At 44.7% G+C, this 17245-nt stretch carries 13 protein-coding genes, 9 tRNA genes and 3 rRNA genes; 22 read left to right on the plus strand and 3 right to left on the minus strand.

What is annotated here, in order from left to right; all coding sequences use genetic code 11:
• Window positions 1–12 precede the first annotated feature (12 nt).
• Both cwlD and JNUCC41_RS09860 read left to right on the plus strand, forming a co-directional pair.
• Window positions 13–729 (plus strand): N-acetylmuramoyl-L-alanine amidase CwlD, encoded by a 717-nt coding sequence (gene cwlD, locus JNUCC41_RS09855; RefSeq protein ID WP_192207454.1) that lies wholly within the window; start codon window positions 13–15, stop codon window positions 727–729.
• 139 nt (window positions 730–868) lie between these two features.
• Window positions 869–1927, plus strand: a complete 1059-nt coding sequence (locus tag JNUCC41_RS09860; RefSeq protein ID WP_192207455.1) for an Mrp/NBP35 family ATP-binding protein — start codon at window positions 869–871, stop codon at window positions 1925–1927.
• 44 nt (window positions 1928–1971) lie between these two features.
• On the opposite strand, the gene gerD is transcribed toward JNUCC41_RS09860, so the two are convergent.
• Window positions 1972–2532, minus strand: coding sequence for a spore germination lipoprotein GerD (gene gerD, locus JNUCC41_RS09865; protein WP_192207456.1), 561 nt, complete (start codon window positions 2530–2532; stop codon window positions 1972–1974).
• Window positions 2533–2669: 137 nt separating this feature from the next.
• Here gerD and JNUCC41_RS09870 point away from each other — a divergent pair, with 137 nt between their 5' ends.
• Window positions 2670–3350, plus strand: a complete 681-nt coding sequence (locus JNUCC41_RS09870; protein ID WP_192207457.1) for a KinB-signaling pathway activation protein — start codon at window positions 2670–2672, stop codon at window positions 3348–3350.
• Between the two features lie 91 nt (window positions 3351–3441).
• Here the strand turns inward: JNUCC41_RS09870 and pdaB are convergent, their stop codons facing one another.
• Entirely contained in the window at window positions 3442–4194 is a 753-nt protein-coding gene (pdaB, locus tag JNUCC41_RS09875; protein WP_192207458.1) for a polysaccharide deacetylase family sporulation protein PdaB, read from the minus strand.
• A gap of 132 nt (window positions 4195–4326) precedes the next feature.
• On the opposite strand from pdaB, the gene JNUCC41_RS09880 reads away from it, so the two are divergent.
• The 14 genes from JNUCC41_RS09880 (at window position 4327) to rocF (ending at window position 11734) form a co-directional block, all read left to right on the plus strand.
• Window positions 4327–4563, plus strand: coding sequence for a hypothetical protein (locus JNUCC41_RS09880; protein ID WP_192207459.1), 237 nt, complete (start codon window positions 4327–4329; stop codon window positions 4561–4563).
• Window positions 4564–4840: 277 nt separating this feature from the next.
• Window positions 4841–6391 (plus strand): 16S ribosomal RNA (locus JNUCC41_RS09885).
• A gap of 177 nt (window positions 6392–6568) precedes the next feature.
• Window positions 6569–9501 (plus strand): 23S ribosomal RNA (locus tag JNUCC41_RS09890).
• 74 nt (window positions 9502–9575) lie between these two features.
• A 5S ribosomal RNA gene (gene rrf, locus JNUCC41_RS09895) occupies window positions 9576–9691 on the plus strand.
• The 16S, 23S and 5S rRNA genes sit together here with 9 tRNA genes alongside, the layout of an rRNA operon.
• 45 nt (window positions 9692–9736) lie before the next feature.
• A tRNA-Asn gene (locus tag JNUCC41_RS09900) sits at window positions 9737–9811 on the plus strand.
• A gap of 3 nt (window positions 9812–9814) precedes the next feature.
• Window positions 9815–9887, plus strand: a tRNA-Thr gene (locus JNUCC41_RS09905).
• 31 nt (window positions 9888–9918) lie between these two features.
• Window positions 9919–9993: transfer RNA gene (locus tag JNUCC41_RS09910), tRNA-Glu, on the plus strand.
• Between the two features lie 10 nt (window positions 9994–10003).
• Window positions 10004–10079, plus strand: a tRNA-Val gene (locus JNUCC41_RS09915).
• Between the two features lie 15 nt (window positions 10080–10094).
• Window positions 10095–10170 (plus strand) — tRNA-Thr (locus JNUCC41_RS09920).
• Between the two features lie 18 nt (window positions 10171–10188).
• Window positions 10189–10272: transfer RNA gene (locus JNUCC41_RS09925), tRNA-Tyr, on the plus strand.
• A 104-nt stretch (window positions 10273–10376) separates the two neighbouring features.
• Window positions 10377–10451 (plus strand) — tRNA-Gln (locus JNUCC41_RS09930).
• Window positions 10452–10454: 3 nt separating this feature from the next.
• Window positions 10455–10526: transfer RNA gene (locus tag JNUCC41_RS09935), tRNA-Gly, on the plus strand.
• A 23-nt stretch (window positions 10527–10549) separates the two neighbouring features.
• A tRNA-Ala gene (locus JNUCC41_RS09940) sits at window positions 10550–10625 on the plus strand.
• 206 nt (window positions 10626–10831) lie between these two features.
• Entirely contained in the window at window positions 10832–11734 is a 903-nt protein-coding gene (rocF, locus tag JNUCC41_RS09945) for an arginase (protein ID WP_228467589.1), read from the plus strand.
• Between the two features lie 138 nt (window positions 11735–11872).
• Here rocF and JNUCC41_RS09950 read toward each other — a convergent pair whose 3' ends face one another.
• On the minus strand, window positions 11873–12058 hold the full coding sequence (locus JNUCC41_RS09950; protein ID WP_192207461.1) for an aspartyl-phosphate phosphatase Spo0E family protein: 186 nt from the start codon (window positions 12056–12058) through the stop codon (window positions 11873–11875).
• Between the two features lie 172 nt (window positions 12059–12230).
• On the opposite strand from JNUCC41_RS09950, the gene sigW reads away from it, so the two are divergent.
• The 5 genes from sigW to glmM all read left to right on the plus strand — a co-directional run bounded on the left by sigW (window position 12231) and on the right by glmM (window position 17234).
• Window positions 12231–12794: an RNA polymerase sigma factor SigW gene (gene sigW / locus JNUCC41_RS09955; RefSeq protein WP_063236211.1), complete on the plus strand. Its 564-nt coding sequence runs from the start codon at window positions 12231–12233 to the stop codon at window positions 12792–12794.
• A 16-nt stretch (window positions 12795–12810) separates the two neighbouring features.
• The gene (locus JNUCC41_RS09960) at window positions 12811–13434 is read left to right on the plus strand and encodes an anti-sigma factor family protein (RefSeq protein WP_192207462.1); all 624 of its coding nucleotides are present in this window, start codon (window positions 12811–12813) and stop codon (window positions 13432–13434) included.
• A gap of 218 nt (window positions 13435–13652) precedes the next feature.
• Window positions 13653–14477 (plus strand): diadenylate cyclase CdaA, encoded by an 825-nt coding sequence (gene cdaA, locus JNUCC41_RS09965; protein ID WP_034304935.1) that lies wholly within the window; start codon window positions 13653–13655, stop codon window positions 14475–14477.
• Window positions 14470–15828: a CdaR family protein gene (locus JNUCC41_RS09970; RefSeq protein WP_192207463.1), complete on the plus strand. Its 1359-nt coding sequence runs from the start codon at window positions 14470–14472 to the stop codon at window positions 15826–15828. Before cdaA ends, JNUCC41_RS09970 begins: the two co-directional genes overlap by 8 nt.
• Before the next feature lie 56 nt (window positions 15829–15884).
• Window positions 15885–17234, plus strand: coding sequence for a phosphoglucosamine mutase (gene glmM / locus JNUCC41_RS09975; protein WP_192207464.1), 1350 nt, complete (start codon window positions 15885–15887; stop codon window positions 17232–17234).
• Window positions 17235–17245 lie beyond the last annotated feature (11 nt).

Here is a 17245-nt window from a genome sequence, read left to right on the forward strand (position 1 = left end):
GGGGGAACGGTCATGCGCAGAAAGCTGAAATATACAGGGATCGCAATGGGATTATTTGTCCTTTTTTTAATTGTGACTTTTAAATTTGTTGAAGATGATTCTTGGGACTCCTGGAACCTTCCGCTGGCAGGTAAGGTCATCATTCTGGATGCAGGTCACGGAGGGATGGACGGCGGGGCAAATGTACAAGAGGTTATGGAAAAGGAAATTGCCCTTTCCGTTTCACTAAAGGTCAGGGACTATTTACAGGAACAAGGTGCCCTTGTCATCATGACACGTGAGAAGGACGAGGATTTGGCACAGGGAAATACAAAGGGTATCCGCCAGCGAAAACAGGAGGACTTACGGAATCGCGTTGAAATGATCAATGATTCGGAAGCGGACTTATTCTTAAGCATTCATTTGAACTCTTTTCCATCAGCGTCATCGAAAGGTGCCCAGACCTTTTATACAAACAGGTTTGAGGAAAATGAACAGGTGGCAAAATTCATTCAGACTGAAATCATAAGAAACCTGGAAAATACAAAGCGTGATGCAAAAACGATTAACCATGTGTATTTGCTGAATTATGCCAAGAAACCGGGAGCGCTTGTGGAAATTGGTTTTCTTTCCAATTCCGAGGAAAGGGAACGCCTTATCAGTGATAAATATCAAGAAAAGGTTGCCAGTTCGATTTATATGGGTATTTTACGATACTTTACAGAGGAAAAACTTTCGGATGAAAAGTGATGTCTGGGTCTTGTAAGGTACAAGGCCTTTTTATTATGGGGAAATCATCAGGTTTCGCATGCGGGGCAGATAATAAGCTTTCTTACAGTAATATGTTATACTGAAAAATGGGAAAATAAAATTCAAAGGGGTGCTCGACTTGTTAACAGAAGAGAAAGTACTGAATTTATTAAAGGATCTTAAAGACCCTTTTCTACATAAAAACCTTGAAGAGACAAATGGAATTATAGAAATCAAAATCAAACCTGAAAAGAATCATGTAAGCGTTAAACTTGCGATTGCAAAAACGGGGACTGCCGAACAAATGCAAATGCAATCGGAAGTTGTGGACTTGCTGAAAACGAACGGAGCGGAATCGGTAGGTATCCGTTTCGCGGAGCTTTCAGACGAGGAGTTAGCCAAGCATCGTGAGAGTATTCCTCAAGATGAAGCAGACCAAGGTTTGCTTGGGCCTAACAGCAAAACACAATTCATCGCGATCGCCAGTGGTAAAGGCGGTGTGGGAAAATCCACGATTTCAGTGAATTTCGCTACTTCACTTGCTCGTTTAGGTAAAAAGGTCGGACTGGTTGATGCCGATATTTATGGATTCAGTGTCCCTGATATGATGGGGATAACAAAAAGACCGGTTGTGCGCGGGGAAAAAATCATTCCTGTAGAACGGTTTGGCGTTCAAGTTATCTCAATGGGCTTTTTTGTAGAGGATAACGCTCCGATCATCTGGAGAGGACCGATGCTCGGTAAAATGCTTAACAGTTTCTTTAATGAAGTGGAATGGGGAGAATTGGATTATTTGGTCCTTGACTTACCTCCGGGTACAGGAGATGTTGCTTTGGACGTTCATACGATGCTCCCTTCATGTAAGGAAATCATCGTTACGACACCGCATCCGACTGCAGCCTTCGTTGCGGCAAGAGCTGGTGCCATGGCCATCAAGACAGAACACGAAGTCATCGGTGTCATAGAGAATATGTCATTCTTCGAAAGTAAAACGACAGGTGAAAAAGAGTACGTATTCGGAAAAGGCGGCGGCAAGAAGCTTGCAGAAGAGCTTCGTACGGAAGTTTTAGGCCAACTTCCCTTGCAGCAGCCAGATTGGAACGAAGAGGACTTTGCTCCATCCATTTACGCAGCGGACCATAGACTCGGCAGGATTTACGAAGATATTGCCAAAAAGGTCATTGAAAAACTACAATGAAAAGAAGGCTGATTCCGATTGGAATCAGCCTCTTTTCATTCTTTTTACTTTTTCTCCTTCTCCACCGCTTTAGTGGCGGCTTTATCCAATTTCTCTTGCATTTTCGCTTGAAGGAGGGGACTTTCCATGGTTTCGATGATCAGCTCTTTATAGACCGACCGCATCTCCTTGGTTTTTAATAACTTATTCATTTCTTTTTCCATATCCGGTTCTTTCATTATTTCCATGAGCATTCCACGATACTGAGGATCAGCAGTTAAGTCCTTCAATACCTTTTTATGTTCGTCTTCCAATGCTTTAGCATAAGCGGAAGCAAATTCCGGGTCATTAAATGTTTTTTTCCAAAATTCCTTCCCTTTATCTGAAGTGACCATATCTTCAATGGATTTCTTAATGTCTTCCGAATCCATAATAAGTTCAGCTTTCGTTTTATCATCAGTAATGATATCCTGGATGGCTTTTTTTCCATCATCTGTCTTCAAGATATCGACAATCATTTTCTTTGTCTCTTCATACTCCATTTTTTCTGCGCCTGCTCCATTTTGGGCACAACCGGAACAAACGAGCAAGAATGACATGAAAAGCAAAGCAACTCCACCTCTCATACGCAGGGCCCCTTTCATCCTTCTTACTGTTAATATGGTTCCAATCGGCGATATTATTCCTTGGTGGAATAAGTGGATTTTTCCAAATTTGGTTGGTACAATTAAGGAAATGAAATAGAAATGTATGGAGGAAAACAATGAACAGCCGTAACTTAGTTAAATTGTTTTTAACAACATTGCTTATAGGTGGTGTAACGGGCGGAGTTGTAGGGTTCTTGGCTCGGTGGAGTGAGTTTAAGCCTTATTTTTCTTCTTTTGAAGTCAGTGCCATCATATCAACTTTTATTTGGTTATTCGGTGTTGGATTAATTTTCAGTGTCATAAGCCAAGCCGGCTTTTTTGCCTATTTAACGATACATCGTTTTGGTCTGGGGATATTTAAAAGCGCTTCCTTATGGAATGCCGTTCAACTTGTACTCATTCTTTTTGTTGTATTCGATCTTGTTTACCTGCGATATCTCAGCTTTGGTTCAGGCGAGGGGATCAGTTCCTACATCGTGTTAGCATTGGTTGTATTGGCCGCAGGGCTTATTACAGCATATTTCAAAATGAAACAATCGAATAAACAGTCGTTCATCCCCGCCTTATTTTTCATGGTCGTGGTCACGGTTTTGGAGTGGATACCTGTCCTAAGTGCCAATGATGAAAGTTGGTTTTACTTCATGCTGTTTCCGTTGTTAGCCTGCAATGCTTATCAATTATTGGTTCTGAGCAAATTGATTCAGCGTTCACAAAGGGAATTGGCCAGTAAAAGAGGGAGTAAGAAAACTCCGGCAAAAGGAAAGATGAAAGCCGGTGAACTAGGGAAAGGCAGCTAACCTATTTGCAAGTGGTCCATACATAAGGAAATTAAAACATAAAAACTGCGTACTAAAGGTTCTGGAGACCATTAGTACGCAGTTTTTTCAGTCAGCGGATTTCCTCACTGCTTGCCGATGAATTGGAAATCATCTCTGAAACGTTAACGAAGTTTAAATTTTTTGATCGAAGTTCACTTAGTAACTCCGGTAAAGCCTTATTCGTTTGTTTTGCGGAGTCTGAAGCATGTAATAAGATGATATCTCCCTTTTGGGCCTTGGTGATGTTCTGAACGATCCGATCCACACCTGGATTGGTCCAATCCTTAGAATCGATGCTCCAATGGACAACGGTATATCCGAAATTCTCGCTAATCTTTAAGAGGCGTTTATCAAAGTGGCCGGTGGGAGCACGTAAAAGTTCTATGTTCTTTATATTAAGTTTTTTAAATGCCTCCTGGGCTTTAGAAATATCCCGGATGATTTCTTGATCTTCCATTTCGGAATAATCTTTATAATCGTAACCAAGCATGCCGATTTCATATCCTTCTTTCGCAATTTCAGCTACAATATCCGGATGACGTTCAGCCCAAGATCCCGCGAGGAAAAAAGTGGCGGATTTAATTTTTTCTCTTTTTAATGTCTCTATTATTGGGGCGGCTTTCTCATCACCCCAGCCAATATTGAACGTGATCGCAACATTCTTTTCCCCTTTATAAACCGCCTTCGGCCCATCCTCTGTAGAAAAAACGGGGGCATGAAGAATGTTTTGTACAAAAAGAAACCAAGCGGTAAAAAGTGCCGTAAGCAAAATTAACGAATAATATTTAATGTTCTTGGCCTGAAGCACCATGAAAAATTTCATTAATCCATCCCCTTGTCCAAAGTACTCTTGTCTTCAAATTTATGCGCGAGGATTATTGTTATGCAAAAAAATCCGTTGGAAATTCATAAAATTGACGGGAATGGGGAAAGCTGTCTGATGGAGGTGTGAACCATGCTCGGTTTATTGATTAATGACAAAGAAAAGATGGAATTGGAGTACCTTTTAAAAAGAGAGATGGATGAAATACTATTCGATTTGCAAGATGACAGAATCGATCACTTAGTCAAAAGGGCAATAAACGAGAAATATAATATTCTTTTCAAGCTGTTTAAAAGGGTGAGCACCGAGGAGGAATGCCTGATGTATATGAGGGGAAAAACGAATTTATCCAAGCGGAACCAGTCATGATATTTAAATGCGAATTATATTCAAAAAATCTATTGACTATTGGTTTGTACGCTGGTATATTATAAAAGTTGCTGCTACGTAATAGCTTTTGAAAAAGAATGAAAAAAACTTTTTTTAAAAAGTTATTGACGAAGTGGTGATAAGGTGTTAAGATATTAAAGTCGCTAAGAGATGCGACAAACAAATTGCTCTTTGAAAACTGAACAAAACAAAGCGCCAACGTTAAATTTTAAGTGAGCACACACTATTAAAAAAGCAAATGAGCAAGTCAAACATTTCTTCGGAGAGTTTGATCCTGGCTCAGGACGAACGCTGGCGGCGTGCCTAATACATGCAAGTCGAGCGAATCGACGGGAGCTTGCTCCCTGAGATTAGCGGCGGACGGGTGAGTAACACGTGGGCAACCTGCCTATAAGACTGGGATAACTTCGGGAAACCGGAGCTAATACCGGATACGTTCTTTTCTCGCATGAGAGAAGATGGAAAGACGGTTTACGCTGTCACTTATAGATGGGCCCGCGGCGCATTAGCTAGTTGGTGAGGTAATGGCTCACCAAGGCGACGATGCGTAGCCGACCTGAGAGGGTGATCGGCCACACTGGGACTGAGACACGGCCCAGACTCCTACGGGAGGCAGCAGTAGGGAATCTTCCGCAATGGACGAAAGTCTGACGGAGCAACGCCGCGTGAACGAAGAAGGCCTTCGGGTCGTAAAGTTCTGTTGTTAGGGAAGAACAAGTACCAGAGTAACTGCTGGTACCTTGACGGTACCTAACCAGAAAGCCACGGCTAACTACGTGCCAGCAGCCGCGGTAATACGTAGGTGGCAAGCGTTGTCCGGAATTATTGGGCGTAAAGCGCGCGCAGGTGGTTCCTTAAGTCTGATGTGAAAGCCCACGGCTCAACCGTGGAGGGTCATTGGAAACTGGGGAACTTGAGTGCAGAAGAGGAAAGTGGAATTCCAAGTGTAGCGGTGAAATGCGTAGAGATTTGGAGGAACACCAGTGGCGAAGGCGACTTTCTGGTCTGTAACTGACACTGAGGCGCGAAAGCGTGGGGAGCAAACAGGATTAGATACCCTGGTAGTCCACGCCGTAAACGATGAGTGCTAAGTGTTAGAGGGTTTCCGCCCTTTAGTGCTGCAGCTAACGCATTAAGCACTCCGCCTGGGGAGTACGGCCGCAAGGCTGAAACTCAAAGGAATTGACGGGGGCCCGCACAAGCGGTGGAGCATGTGGTTTAATTCGAAGCAACGCGAAGAACCTTACCAGGTCTTGACATCCTCTGACAACCCTAGAGATAGGGCTTTCCCCTTCGGGGGACAGAGTGACAGGTGGTGCATGGTTGTCGTCAGCTCGTGTCGTGAGATGTTGGGTTAAGTCCCGCAACGAGCGCAACCCTTGATCTTAGTTGCCAGCATTCAGTTGGGCACTCTAAGGTGACTGCCGGTGACAAACCGGAGGAAGGTGGGGATGACGTCAAATCATCATGCCCCTTATGACCTGGGCTACACACGTGCTACAATGGATGGTACAAAGGGCTGCAAACCTGCGAAGGTAAGCGAATCCCATAAAGCCATTCTCAGTTCGGATTGCAGGCTGCAACTCGCCTGCATGAAGCCGGAATCGCTAGTAATCGCGGATCAGCATGCCGCGGTGAATACGTTCCCGGGCCTTGTACACACCGCCCGTCACACCACGAGAGTTTGTAACACCCGAAGTCGGTGAGGTAACCTTTATGGAGCCAGCCGCCTAAGGTGGGACAGATGATTGGGGTGAAGTCGTAACAAGGTAGCCGTATCGGAAGGTGCGGCTGGATCACCTCCTTTCTAAGGATAATTACGAGAGCGCTTTTGTTTTGTTCAGTTTTGAATGAGTAATTCATTCAAATAGGAAAGACAAGCATCACGATGTGATGTCATTCTTTCTGCATTGTTCCTTGAAAACTAGATAATAGATAGAAGGCAATTAATTTTTTTCAAAGCATCTGTAAGATCTTTTTTAACGGTTAAGTTAGAAAGGGCGCACGGTGGATGCCTTGGCACTAGGAGCCGATGAAGGACGGGACTAACACCGATATGCTTCGGGGAGCTGTAAGTAAGCTTTGATCCGGAGATTTCCGAATGGGGAAACCCACTGTTCGTAATGGAACAGTATCTTTACCTGAATACATAGGGTACTGAAGGCAGACCCGGGGAACTGAAACATCTAAGTACCCGGAGGAAGAGAAAGCAAACGCGATTTCCTGAGTAGCGGCGAGCGAAACGGAATTAGCCCAAACCAAGAGGCTTGCCTCTTGGGGTTGTAGGACACTCAACATGGAGTTACAAAGGAACGGGGTAAATGAAGCGACCTGGAAAGGTCCGTCGAAGAAGGTAAAAACCCTGTAGTTGAAACTTCGTTCCCTCCTGAGTGGATCCTGAGTACGGCGGGACACGAGAAATCCCGTCGGAAGCAGGGAGGACCATCTCCCAAGGCTAAATACTCCCTAGTGACCGATAGTGAACCAGTACCGTGAGGGAAAGGTGAAAAGCACCCCGGAAGGGGAGTGAAATAGATCCTGAAACCGTGTGCCTACAAGTAGTCAAAGCCCGTTAATGGGTAATGGCGTGCCTTTTGTAGAATGAACCGGCGAGTTACGATTTCATGCGAGGTTAAGTTGATAAGACGGAGCCGCAGCGAAAGCGAGTCTGAATAGGGCGAATGAGTATGAGGTCGTAGACCCGAAACCAGGTGATCTACCCATGTCCAGGGTGAAGTTCAGGTAACACTGAATGGAGGCCCGAACCCACGCACGTTGAAAAGTGCGGGGATGAGGTGTGGGTAGCGGAGAAATTCCAATCGAACCTGGAGATAGCTGGTTCTCTCCGAAATAGCTTTAGGGCTAGCCTCAAGATGAGAGTATTGGAGGTAGAGCACTGATTGGACTAGGGGCCCCCAACGGGTTACCGAATTCAGTCAAACTCCGAATGCCAAATACTTATTCTTGGGAGTCAGACTGCGAGTGATAAGATCCGTAGTCGAAAGGGAAACAGCCCAGACCACCAGCTAAGGTCCCAAAGTATACGTTAAGTGGAAAAGGATGTGGAGTTGCTTAGACAACCAGGATGTTGGCTTAGAAGCAGCCACCATTTAAAGAGTGCGTAATAGCTCACTGGTCGAGTGACTCCGCGCCGAAAATGTACCGGGGCTAAACGTATCACCGAAGCTGTGGATTGACACCATTGGGTGTCAGTGGTAGGAGAGCGTTCTAAGGGCGTTGAAGTCAGACCGGAAGGACTGGTGGAGCGCTTAGAAGTGAGAATGCCGGTATGAGTAGCGAAAGAAGGGTGAGAATCCCTTCCACCGAATGCCTAAGGTTTCCTGAGGAAGGCTCGTCCGCTCAGGGTTAGTCGGGACCTAAGCCGAGGCCGAAAGGCGTAGGCGATGGACAACAGGTTGATATTCCTGTACCACCTATACATCGTTTGAACGATGGGGGGACGCAGAAGGATAGGGTAAGCGCGCTGTTGGATATGCGCGTCCAAGCAGTTAGGCCGGAAACGAGGCAAATCCCGTTTCCATTAAGGCGGAGCTGTGATGGCGAGGGAAATATAGTACCGAAGTTCCTGATTCCACGCTGCCAAGAAAAGCCTCTAGTGAGATGTAAGGTGCCCGTACCGCAAACCGACACAGGTAGGCGAGGAGAGAATCCTAAGGTGTGCGAGAGAACTCTCGTTAAGGAACTCGGCAAAATGACCCCGTAACTTCGGGAGAAGGGGTGCTTTTTAGGGTGAATAGCCCAGAAAAGCCGCAGTGAATAGGCCCAGGCGACTGTTTAGCAAAAACACAGGTCTCTGCGAAGCCGCAAGGCGAAGTATAGGGGCTGACACCTGCCCGGTGCTGGAAGGTTAAGGGGAGAGGTTAGCGCAAGCGAAGCTTTGAACCGAAGCCCCAGTAAACGGCGGCCGTAACTATAACGGTCCTAAGGTAGCGAAATTCCTTGTCGGGTAAGTTCCGACCCGCACGAAAGGTGTAACGATCTGGGCACTGTCTCAACGAGAGACTCGGTGAAATTATAGTACCTGTGAAGATGCAGGTTACCCGCGACAGGACGGAAAGACCCCGTGGAGCTTTACTGCAGCCTGATATTGAATTTTGGTACAGCTTGTACAGGATAGGTAGGAGCCTGAGAAGCCGGAGCGCTAGCTTCGGTGGAGGCGTTGGTGGGATACTACCCTGGCTGTATTGAAATTCTAACCCGCGCCCCTTATCGGGGTGGGAGACAGTGTCAGGTGGGCAGTTTGACTGGGGCGGTCGCCTCCTAAAGAGTAACGGAGGCGCCCAAAGGTTCCCTCAGAATGGTTGGAAATCATTCGTAGAGTGTAAAGGCACAAGGGAGCTTGACTGCGAGACCTACAAGTCGAGCAGGGACGAAAGTCGGGCTTAGTGATCCGGTGGTTCCGCATGGAAGGGCCATCGCTCAACGGATAAAAGCTACCCCGGGGATAACAGGCTTATCTCCCCCAAGAGTCCACATCGACGGGGAGGTTTGGCACCTCGATGTCGGCTCATCGCATCCTGGGGCTGTAGTCGGTCCCAAGGGTTGGGCTGTTCGCCCATTAAAGCGGTACGCGAGCTGGGTTCAGAACGTCGTGAGACAGTTCGGTCCCTATCCGTCGCGGGCGCAGGAAATTTGAGAGGAGCTGTCCTTAGTACGAGAGGACCGGGATGGACGCACCGCTGGTGTACCAGTTGTCTTGCCAAAGGCATAGCTGGGTAGCTACGTGCGGACGGGATAAGTGCTGAAAGCATCTAAGCATGAAGCCCCCCTCAAGATGAGATTTCCCATGGCGCAAGCTAGTAAGATCCCTGAAAGATGATCAGGTTGATAGGTCAGAGGTGGAAGCGTGGCGACATGTGGAGCTGACTGATACTAATAGATCGAGGACTTAACCAACGCTTTAAAAAAATGAAATACCTTCTTATTATCTAGTTTTGAAGGAATGAAAATTCTTCAAAAAATGAATATAGTCTGGCAATGATGGCGAAGAGGTCACACCCGTTCCCATTCCGAACACGGAAGTTAAGTTCTTCAGCGCCGATGGTAGTTGGGGGTTTCCCCCTGTGAGAGTAGGACGTTGCCAGGCTATTCATTTAAATCTTTAAATGGGTTTTAGGAAACATTATATTATTCCGCAGTAGCTCAGTGGTAGAGCATTCGGCTGTTAACCGAACGGTCGTAGGTTCGAGTCCTACCTGCGGAGCCATATGCTTCCATAGCTCAGTAGGTAGAGCACTTCCATGGTAAGGAAGAGGTCAGCGGTTCGAATCCGCTTGGGAGCTTCCCAATCTATCTATGAACGCAAAACAGATCGGCCCGTTGGTCAAGCGGTTAAGACACCGCCCTTTCACGGCGGTAACACGGGTTCGAATCCCGTACGGGTCACCATTTTAAATCCGGAGGATTAGCTCAGCTGGGAGAGCATCTGCCTTACAAGCAGAGGGTCGGCGGTTCGATCCCGTCATCCTCCACCATTTCATTCTTTACTTGCCGGTGTAGCTCAACTGGTAGAGCAACTGACTTGTAATCAGTAGGTTGGGGGTTCAAGTCCTCTTGCCGGCACCACTTACAACCATATATTGCGGAGGGGTAGCGAAGTGGCTAAACGCGGCGGACTGTAAATCCGCTCCTTCGGGTTCGGCAGTTCGAATCTGCCCCCCTCCACCATTTTAATAAAATCCTGTGGATTAGTTATATATTCTCTGTATTGGGGAAGTATATGATTACCACCTTTTTATTTTGTTGAATATTAAACATTGCATATCATATATTGGGCTATAGCCAAGCGGTAAGGCAACGGATTTTGATTCCGTCATGCGAAGGTTCGATCCCTTCTAGCCCAGCCATTTGCGGAAGTAGTTCAGTGGTAGAATACAACCTTGCCAAGGTTGGGGTCGCGGGTTCGAATCCCGTCTTCCGCTTAATAAATTTTAAATCCCTTAAAGGGGCCTTAGCTCAGCTGGGAGAGCGCCTGCCTTGCACGCAGGAGGTCAGCGGTTCGATCCCGCTAGGCTCCACCATCAACTACATACACCAAAACTTACGTCTTAAGCCAAAAGTGGTTTAAGACTTTTTTTTGTTTAAGACATGTTTGGGTAAGCTAATCCCCAGAAAGATCTTATTTCACAAATAACATATATGATAGGAACGTGCATCTTTATACATGGGAATGTCGAGTTGAACCAACCGGCATATACGATATAAAATGATGGAAAGGGGGAATTGTATGTCTATTCAGAAAATTTCCGTCATCGGACTGCCTATGGACCTTGGTCAAGCAAGGCGTGGGGTGGATATGGGACCTAGTGCCATTCGCTGCGCAGAGATTATCGAGCGTCTTGAAAAGTTGAATATAGAAGTGGAGGATTTAGGAGATATCATTGTAGGGCGTCCTGAAAACGCAGATGAGCCTGGGACAAATCTAAAAAACCTACAGCTTGTAGCGAAGGGTAACTCCCTGTTAGCAACAAAAGTTGATGAAATAATAGAAGGGGGTTCCTTTCCGCTTGTATTGGGAGGAGACCATTCCATAGCTATAGGTACACTGGCAGGAGTCGCAAAGCACTATGAAAATGTGGGTGTGATTTGGTACGACGCACATGGGGATCTAAATACGGAGGATACTTCACCATCAGGGAATATACACGGTATGCCCCTAGCTGTCAGTATTGGGCTTGGACATCCGGACCTAATCAATATCCATGGTTTTGCTCCAAAAGTGAAACCGGAAAACATCGTAATAATTGGAGCAAGGTCATTGGATGAAGGCGAAAAAGAACTTATCCGTGAGAAAGGGATTAAAGTATACACGATGCATGAGATCGACCGCATGGGAATGACACGGGTGATGGAGGAATGCATTGATTATTTAAGGGAAAGAACGGATGGCGTCCACCTGTCATTGGATTTGGATGGAGTTGACCCTACAGATGCACCCGGAGTGGGGACACCGGTGATTGGTGGTATAAGTTATCGGGAAAGTCATTTGGCCATGGAATTGCTTGCGGAATCCAACTTGATTACATCAGCTGAATTCGTTGAAGTGAATCCAATTTTAGATGAGCGGAATAAGACGGCGATCGTTGCCGTGGCCCTAATGGGTTCGCTATTTGGAGAAAAATTATTATAACCGAAAAAATAAAAGAAACAGTAACCGGCTTGTAATGGGTTACTGTTTTTTATATGCTAGAAGACGTAGGTTTATTTACTAGGGCGTATGTAACAGGAACATATCTATAGATAATTGGTTGCAATCGTAAATCCATATTCACTTGAGGGCACTTCTGTTATTGAGATCTCCATTTTTAGTTAAATGGATGTATTGGATGATTAAAGAATCCAGTTTACTGCTAACTTCAACAACTTCATTATCCACCATCGAAGAACGGGAAGCCAAAAACATCATTTTCTGTCTGTATTGTTCAATATGGACTAAAATTTGTTCTGCAGTCATATAGAGAAACACTCCCTTAGATTTTACAATTTCTTACTATATAGCCCTGTTTTTTTTTTCTTAAACATAAAATGTAAAACTTTGTTAAAATTAATGTATTAAATTTTTGAAACCTTTTAGCTTACGATTCGTAGTAATCGTATAGCCGCATGAGCGGGGGTAATACCGGAAAATGGATGCACTCATTAAAGAGAGAATTAATCAAGTATTAAAGGGAGACCATAATGCATTTGGAGAAATTGTCGAAATATACAAGGACAAAGTGTTCCAAATATGTTTCAGGATGCTCGGAAACAGGCAAGAAGCAGAAGATTTGGCACAAGAGGCCTTTGTAAGGGCCTACGTGAATATTCGAAGTTTCAATATACAAATGAAATTTTCTACATGGTTATACCGGATTGCGACCAATCTTTGCATTGACCGGCTTCGCAAGAAAAAACCGGATTACTATTTAGATGCAGAGGTGGCAGGAACAGAGGGATTGAATATGTATTCCCAAATTGCATCGGATATGGCGAAACCCGAGGAAGAGGTTGAATCTTTAGAACTACAGGAAACCATTCAAGTGGAAATAATGAAATTGCCCGAGAAATACCGGTCGGTAATCGTATTGAAGTATATTGAAGAGTTATCCCTAAAGGAAATCAGTGAAATACTCGATTTGCCTGTCGGTACGGTCAAGACGAGGATACATCGTGGTCGGGAAGCCTTGCGTAAACAACTACGCCATTTATAAAAAGAAGGTGAGAAAAATGAACTGCCATGAGGAAATCATTGAATATATGCATGATTATTTAGATGAGGACATCAAACCGGAGCATAAAGAAGTTTTACGGGAGCACTTGCATAACTGTGCTGAATGCCGGGAGTACTTTCATGAAATGAAAAAGGCGGTCGCTCTTGTACAAAGCACTTCCCATATAAAGGCCCCGGATGACTTTACAGCAAAGGTTATGGCTCAATTGCCAAAGGAAACGAAAACAACAGGTGCCAAACGTTGGTTCAAAAGCCATCCCTTCATGACAGCGGCAGCGATGTTCATCATATTGATGACAGGATCTGTTTTCTCCACTTATAATCAGGACGAACATTTTTCAGTATCAAAGCAGCCTAACTTAGTGGTTGAAGGTGAAACGGTGATTGTGCCTGAGGGTGAGACAATCAAGGGGAATGTGGTAGTTCAAAATGGTAACATTCAAATAGATGGTGAAGTAGAGGGAGATGTGACAGTCATAAATGGGCATAAATATATGTCAAAAGCAGGGAATGTGACTGGAAGCATCCATGTTATTGACCAAGCTTTTGAGTGGATGTGGTATAAAGTAAAGGATACTGCAACCTCGTTGGTTCCTGCTAAAGAGGAGGGAAAGGAATAAGGAATAGAAGCTGGGAGAGGGCACCGTTTTTTCATTTACGGTGACTTCGCTCAGCTTTATTTTTTAAGGGAAGGGGACCCTTTTACATGATTCGTTTTTCCTATGTAAATTTCTCACACTAGTTTTTAGATGTATCATTTAAAAAATGGTATACTATTAAGGTTATCGTATAAAGATTGTAATTTGTATTTGGAGTAATACTGACTGGAGGAAACAACATGTCTTTAACCAACTTGACTGTTTGGGACTATGTAGTAAATTTCATTGATATTCTCCTTGTATGGTTTGTGATATATAAATTGTTAACTATTATTCGGGGTACAAAGGCTATTCAGCTGCTAAAAGGAATTTTTGTAATTGTCATTGTAAAAAGCTTAAGCAACCTGTTTGGTTTCAATACACTCGGATGGTTAATGGCACAAGTCATGAATTGGGGAGTATTGGCGATTCTCGTCATTTTTCAACCTGAACTGAGAAGAGCACTTGAACAATTAGGACGCGGGAAGCTCTTTGCAAGGGGCACCGTTCCGGAAGAGAATCAGCAAGAGCGTTTAGTCGAAGAAATCCTAAAGGCGTCCACCTATATGGCAAAAAGGCGGATCGGAGCCTTGATTACTATAGAAAAAGGTACGGAGCTAGGGGATTATGTTGAAACGGGGATACCTCTAAAATCCTATATTTCTTCAGAACTGCTCATTAATATCTTCATCCCTAATACGCCGCTCCATGATGGCGCAGTTATTTTGCAAAATAACCAGGTGGCAGCTGCAGCTTGCTATTTGCCATTATCAGAGAGTCCATTCATATCAAAGGAACTTGGAACGCGGCATAGGGCAGCCATAGGCATGAGTGAAGTTACGGATAGTCTTACGATTGTCGTTTCAGAGGAAACGGGAGGGATATCCGTCACTAAAAACGGGGAACTTTACCGCGATTTGAATCAAGAATCATTTAGGGCCATGCTTACAAGTGAACTGGTAGTGGAAAACATCAAATCAACTTCCTCAAGCATCTTTAACTGGAGGGGGAAAAAGAATGGATAAATTCACCAATAGCGCTTGGTTTATGAGAATCGTAGCTTTTGCCTTGGCGGCACTTTTATTCATTTCCATTAACTTTGAGATGGAGTCGGATAAGAAATCCCTTGGTTTATCGACTGCCCCTGAAATCAGCACGGAGACCATTGAAAATGTACCGGTCGAAGTGTACTATGACCGTGAGAATCTAGTGGTGAGCGGAGTGCCGGAGACGGTTGATGTTACTCTAAAGGGAGCAAAAAGCTTATTGATCAATGCGAAAAACCAAAGGGACTTTAAAGTGTATGTAGACCTTTCCGATCCTGCAATCTCAATGGGGGACAGAACTGTCACATTTAAAATAAGTGATTTGAATGAAAAGTTAGTGGCTACGATCGATCCGGAATATGCAGAAGTCAACGTTCAGGAACGGGTGACGAAGGAATTCTCCGTTGAAGCCGAGTATAATAGCTCTTTACTTGAAGAGGGATATACCGCTGGCCAGCCAACAGTCAGCCCGAAAACTGTCAAAATAACGGGTGCTAAAGATGCGATTGAACAAATTTCCTATGTAAAGGCAAACCTTGAAATAAGTAAGGGGCTTAATGAAACGGTGAACGGCAAGGCAACAGTAAAAGCCCTGGACAGGGACTTGAATAAGCTGGATGTGACGATCGAGCCATCTACTGTTTCAGTTTCCTTAAAAGTGAGCATTCCTTCCAAGACGGTGTCGATAGCACCGAAGCAAACTGGCAAGGCAAAGGATGGCATCAGGATCACAAGTATGAGTGTCGACCCGAAAGAGGTCACCTTATTTGGTTCGGAAACGGACCTTGAGAAAATAGATGTAGTAAATCTTCCTGTAAATATCTCGAAAGTTGATGGTGATACAGAACTGGAACTCGATCTTGATAAACCGGAAAGTGTACAAAAAATGTCCTTGGGTAAGGCAAAGGTCAAGATTCGTACAGAGAAAGTTGATGTGGATGAAGATAATGCAGAGCCAGTCGTAGAAGAGGAAAAACCAGAAACCGAACAAAAACAAGAAGAAAAAGTAGTCGAAGAAGAAGAGAAAGAAGATGAACCGGCTGCCATAGAGTCTAAAACCTTCAACAATATACAAATAGTGCCTGTGGGCATACAGGATGACCAAAATGCCGAATTGGAATCCGATGTAACCAGCATCACTTTGCTTGGTGAGGCGGATGATTTGAAGAAAATAACTAAAGACGACATTAATCTTACAGTAGATGTGAGTAATTTAGATGAAGGTACGCATGATGTGGATTTGGCGGTAACAGTGCCTGAGGGAGTGGAATGGGAACTGGATTCTAAAACGATTTCGGTCACCATCACACAGAAAGACGAAGAGACATGACCTTCCTTTAACATCATCATTAAATTCAGTAACGATTCGAAGAAGGAGCGATAAAGATGGGTAAATATTTTGGAACAGACGGAGTCAGGGGTATAGCGAATAGCGAATTAACACCGGAGTTGGCATTTAAACTAGGCCGTTTTGGTGGCTACGTGCTTACTAGAAATACAGAAAAACCCAAAGTGCTGATAGGACGCGATACTCGAATTTCAGGTGAAATGCTGGAAGGTGCGCTTGTTGCCGGTCTTTTATCCATTGGAGCTGAAGTGATGCGCCTGGGTGTCATTTCGACACCGGGAGTTGCCTATTTAACAAAGGCCTTAAGTGCTGAAGCAGGTGTCATGATTTCCGCTTCTCATAATCCGGTAGCGGATAATGGGATTAAATTCTTTGGACCGGATGGGTTTAAGTTATCCGATGATCAAGAAGCGGAAATTGAAACACTATTAGATAAGGAAAAGGATGAACTTCCACGCCCTGTAGGCGGGGATTTAGGCCATTTGAACGATTATTTCGAAGGAGGGCAAAAGTATCTCCAGTACTTGAAACAATCAGTGGATGAAGATTTTACAGGCATTCATGTTGCTCTTGATTGTGCACATGGGGCGACATCTGCCTTGGCCATGCATTTGTTTGCAGATCTTGATGCAGACATCTCTACGATGGGAGCATCGCCCAATGGCTTGAACATTAATGATAAGGTAGGTTCCACCCACCCTGAGGCACTTGCTGAATTCTTAAAAGAAAAAGGTGCGGATGTCGGACTTGCATTCGATGGTGACGGAGACCGAGTCATTGCGATAGATGAAAAAGGGAATATAGTGGACGGCGACCAAATCATGTATATCTGTGCGAAATACTTAAAAGAAAATAACCGTCTGAAACAGGGAACAGTGGTTTCTACGATCATGAGCAACCTTGGTTTTTATAAAGGTCTTGAAGAGCATGGTATACAAAGCGCCCAGACGGCAGTGGGGGATCGCTATGTGGTCGAGGAGATGCGAAAAGGCGGCTATAACCTTGGCGGCGAACAATCCGGACATATCATCTTCCTGGATTATAACACGACAGGCGACGGCTTATTGACGGGCCTGCAGCTTGTGAACATCATGAGTGACACCCAAAAAACCTTATCGGAGCTCGCTGGCGAGATGAAGAAATATCCACAAACGCTGATCAATGTCAGAGTTACCGATAAACATGCTGTAACCGATAATGAAAAGGTACAGGAAGTCATCAAGGCAGTCGAAGCGGAAATGAACGGGAACGGTCGTATTTTGGTGAGACCATCCGGTACTGAACCGCTAGTCCGTGTAATGGCTGAAGCACCGACAGCTGAGGAATGCACTAATTATGTAGAGCGCATCGTCGCAGTGGTAAAAGCGGAAATGGGTATGAATGAATAACTAATCCTATG

The sequence above is a fragment of the Brevibacillus sp. JNUCC-41 genome (genome assembly GCF_014844095.1).
In the GTDB taxonomy this organism is placed as follows: domain Bacteria; phylum Bacillota; class Bacilli; order Bacillales; family DSM-1321; genus Peribacillus; species Peribacillus aracenensis.

What these genes read in the sequence shown, in the direction of transcription:
- JNUCC41_RS09960 (WP_192207462.1), top strand. Translation starts at nt 12,811, where the DNA reads ATGAACTGCCATGAGGAAATCATTGAATATATGCATGATTATTTAGAT.
- JNUCC41_RS09880 (WP_192207459.1), top strand. Translation starts at nt 4,327, where the DNA reads ATGCTCGGTTTATTGATTAATGACAAAGAAAAGATGGAATTGGAGTAC.
- pdaB (WP_192207458.1), bottom strand. Translation starts at nt 4,194, where the DNA reads ATGAAATTTTTCATGGTGCTTCAGGCCAAGAACATTAAATATTATTCG.
- glmM (WP_192207464.1), top strand. Translation starts at nt 15,885, where the DNA reads ATGGGTAAATATTTTGGAACAGACGGAGTCAGGGGTATAGCGAATAGC.
- JNUCC41_RS09970 (WP_192207463.1), top strand. Translation starts at nt 14,470, where the DNA reads ATGGATAAATTCACCAATAGCGCTTGGTTTATGAGAATCGTAGCTTTT.
- rocF (WP_228467589.1), top strand. Translation starts at nt 10,832, where the DNA reads ATGTCTATTCAGAAAATTTCCGTCATCGGACTGCCTATGGACCTTGGT.
- JNUCC41_RS09870 (WP_192207457.1), top strand. Translation starts at nt 2,670, where the DNA reads ATGAACAGCCGTAACTTAGTTAAATTGTTTTTAACAACATTGCTTATA.
- JNUCC41_RS09950 (WP_192207461.1), bottom strand. Translation starts at nt 12,058, where the DNA reads ATGACTGCAGAACAAATTTTAGTCCATATTGAACAATACAGACAGAAA.
- gerD (WP_192207456.1), bottom strand. Translation starts at nt 2,532, where the DNA reads ATGAGAGGTGGAGTTGCTTTGCTTTTCATGTCATTCTTGCTCGTTTGT.
- sigW (WP_063236211.1), top strand. Translation starts at nt 12,231, where the DNA reads ATGGATGCACTCATTAAAGAGAGAATTAATCAAGTATTAAAGGGAGAC.
- cwlD (WP_192207454.1), top strand. Translation starts at nt 13, where the DNA reads ATGCGCAGAAAGCTGAAATATACAGGGATCGCAATGGGATTATTTGTC.
- cdaA (WP_034304935.1), top strand. Translation starts at nt 13,653, where the DNA reads ATGTCTTTAACCAACTTGACTGTTTGGGACTATGTAGTAAATTTCATT.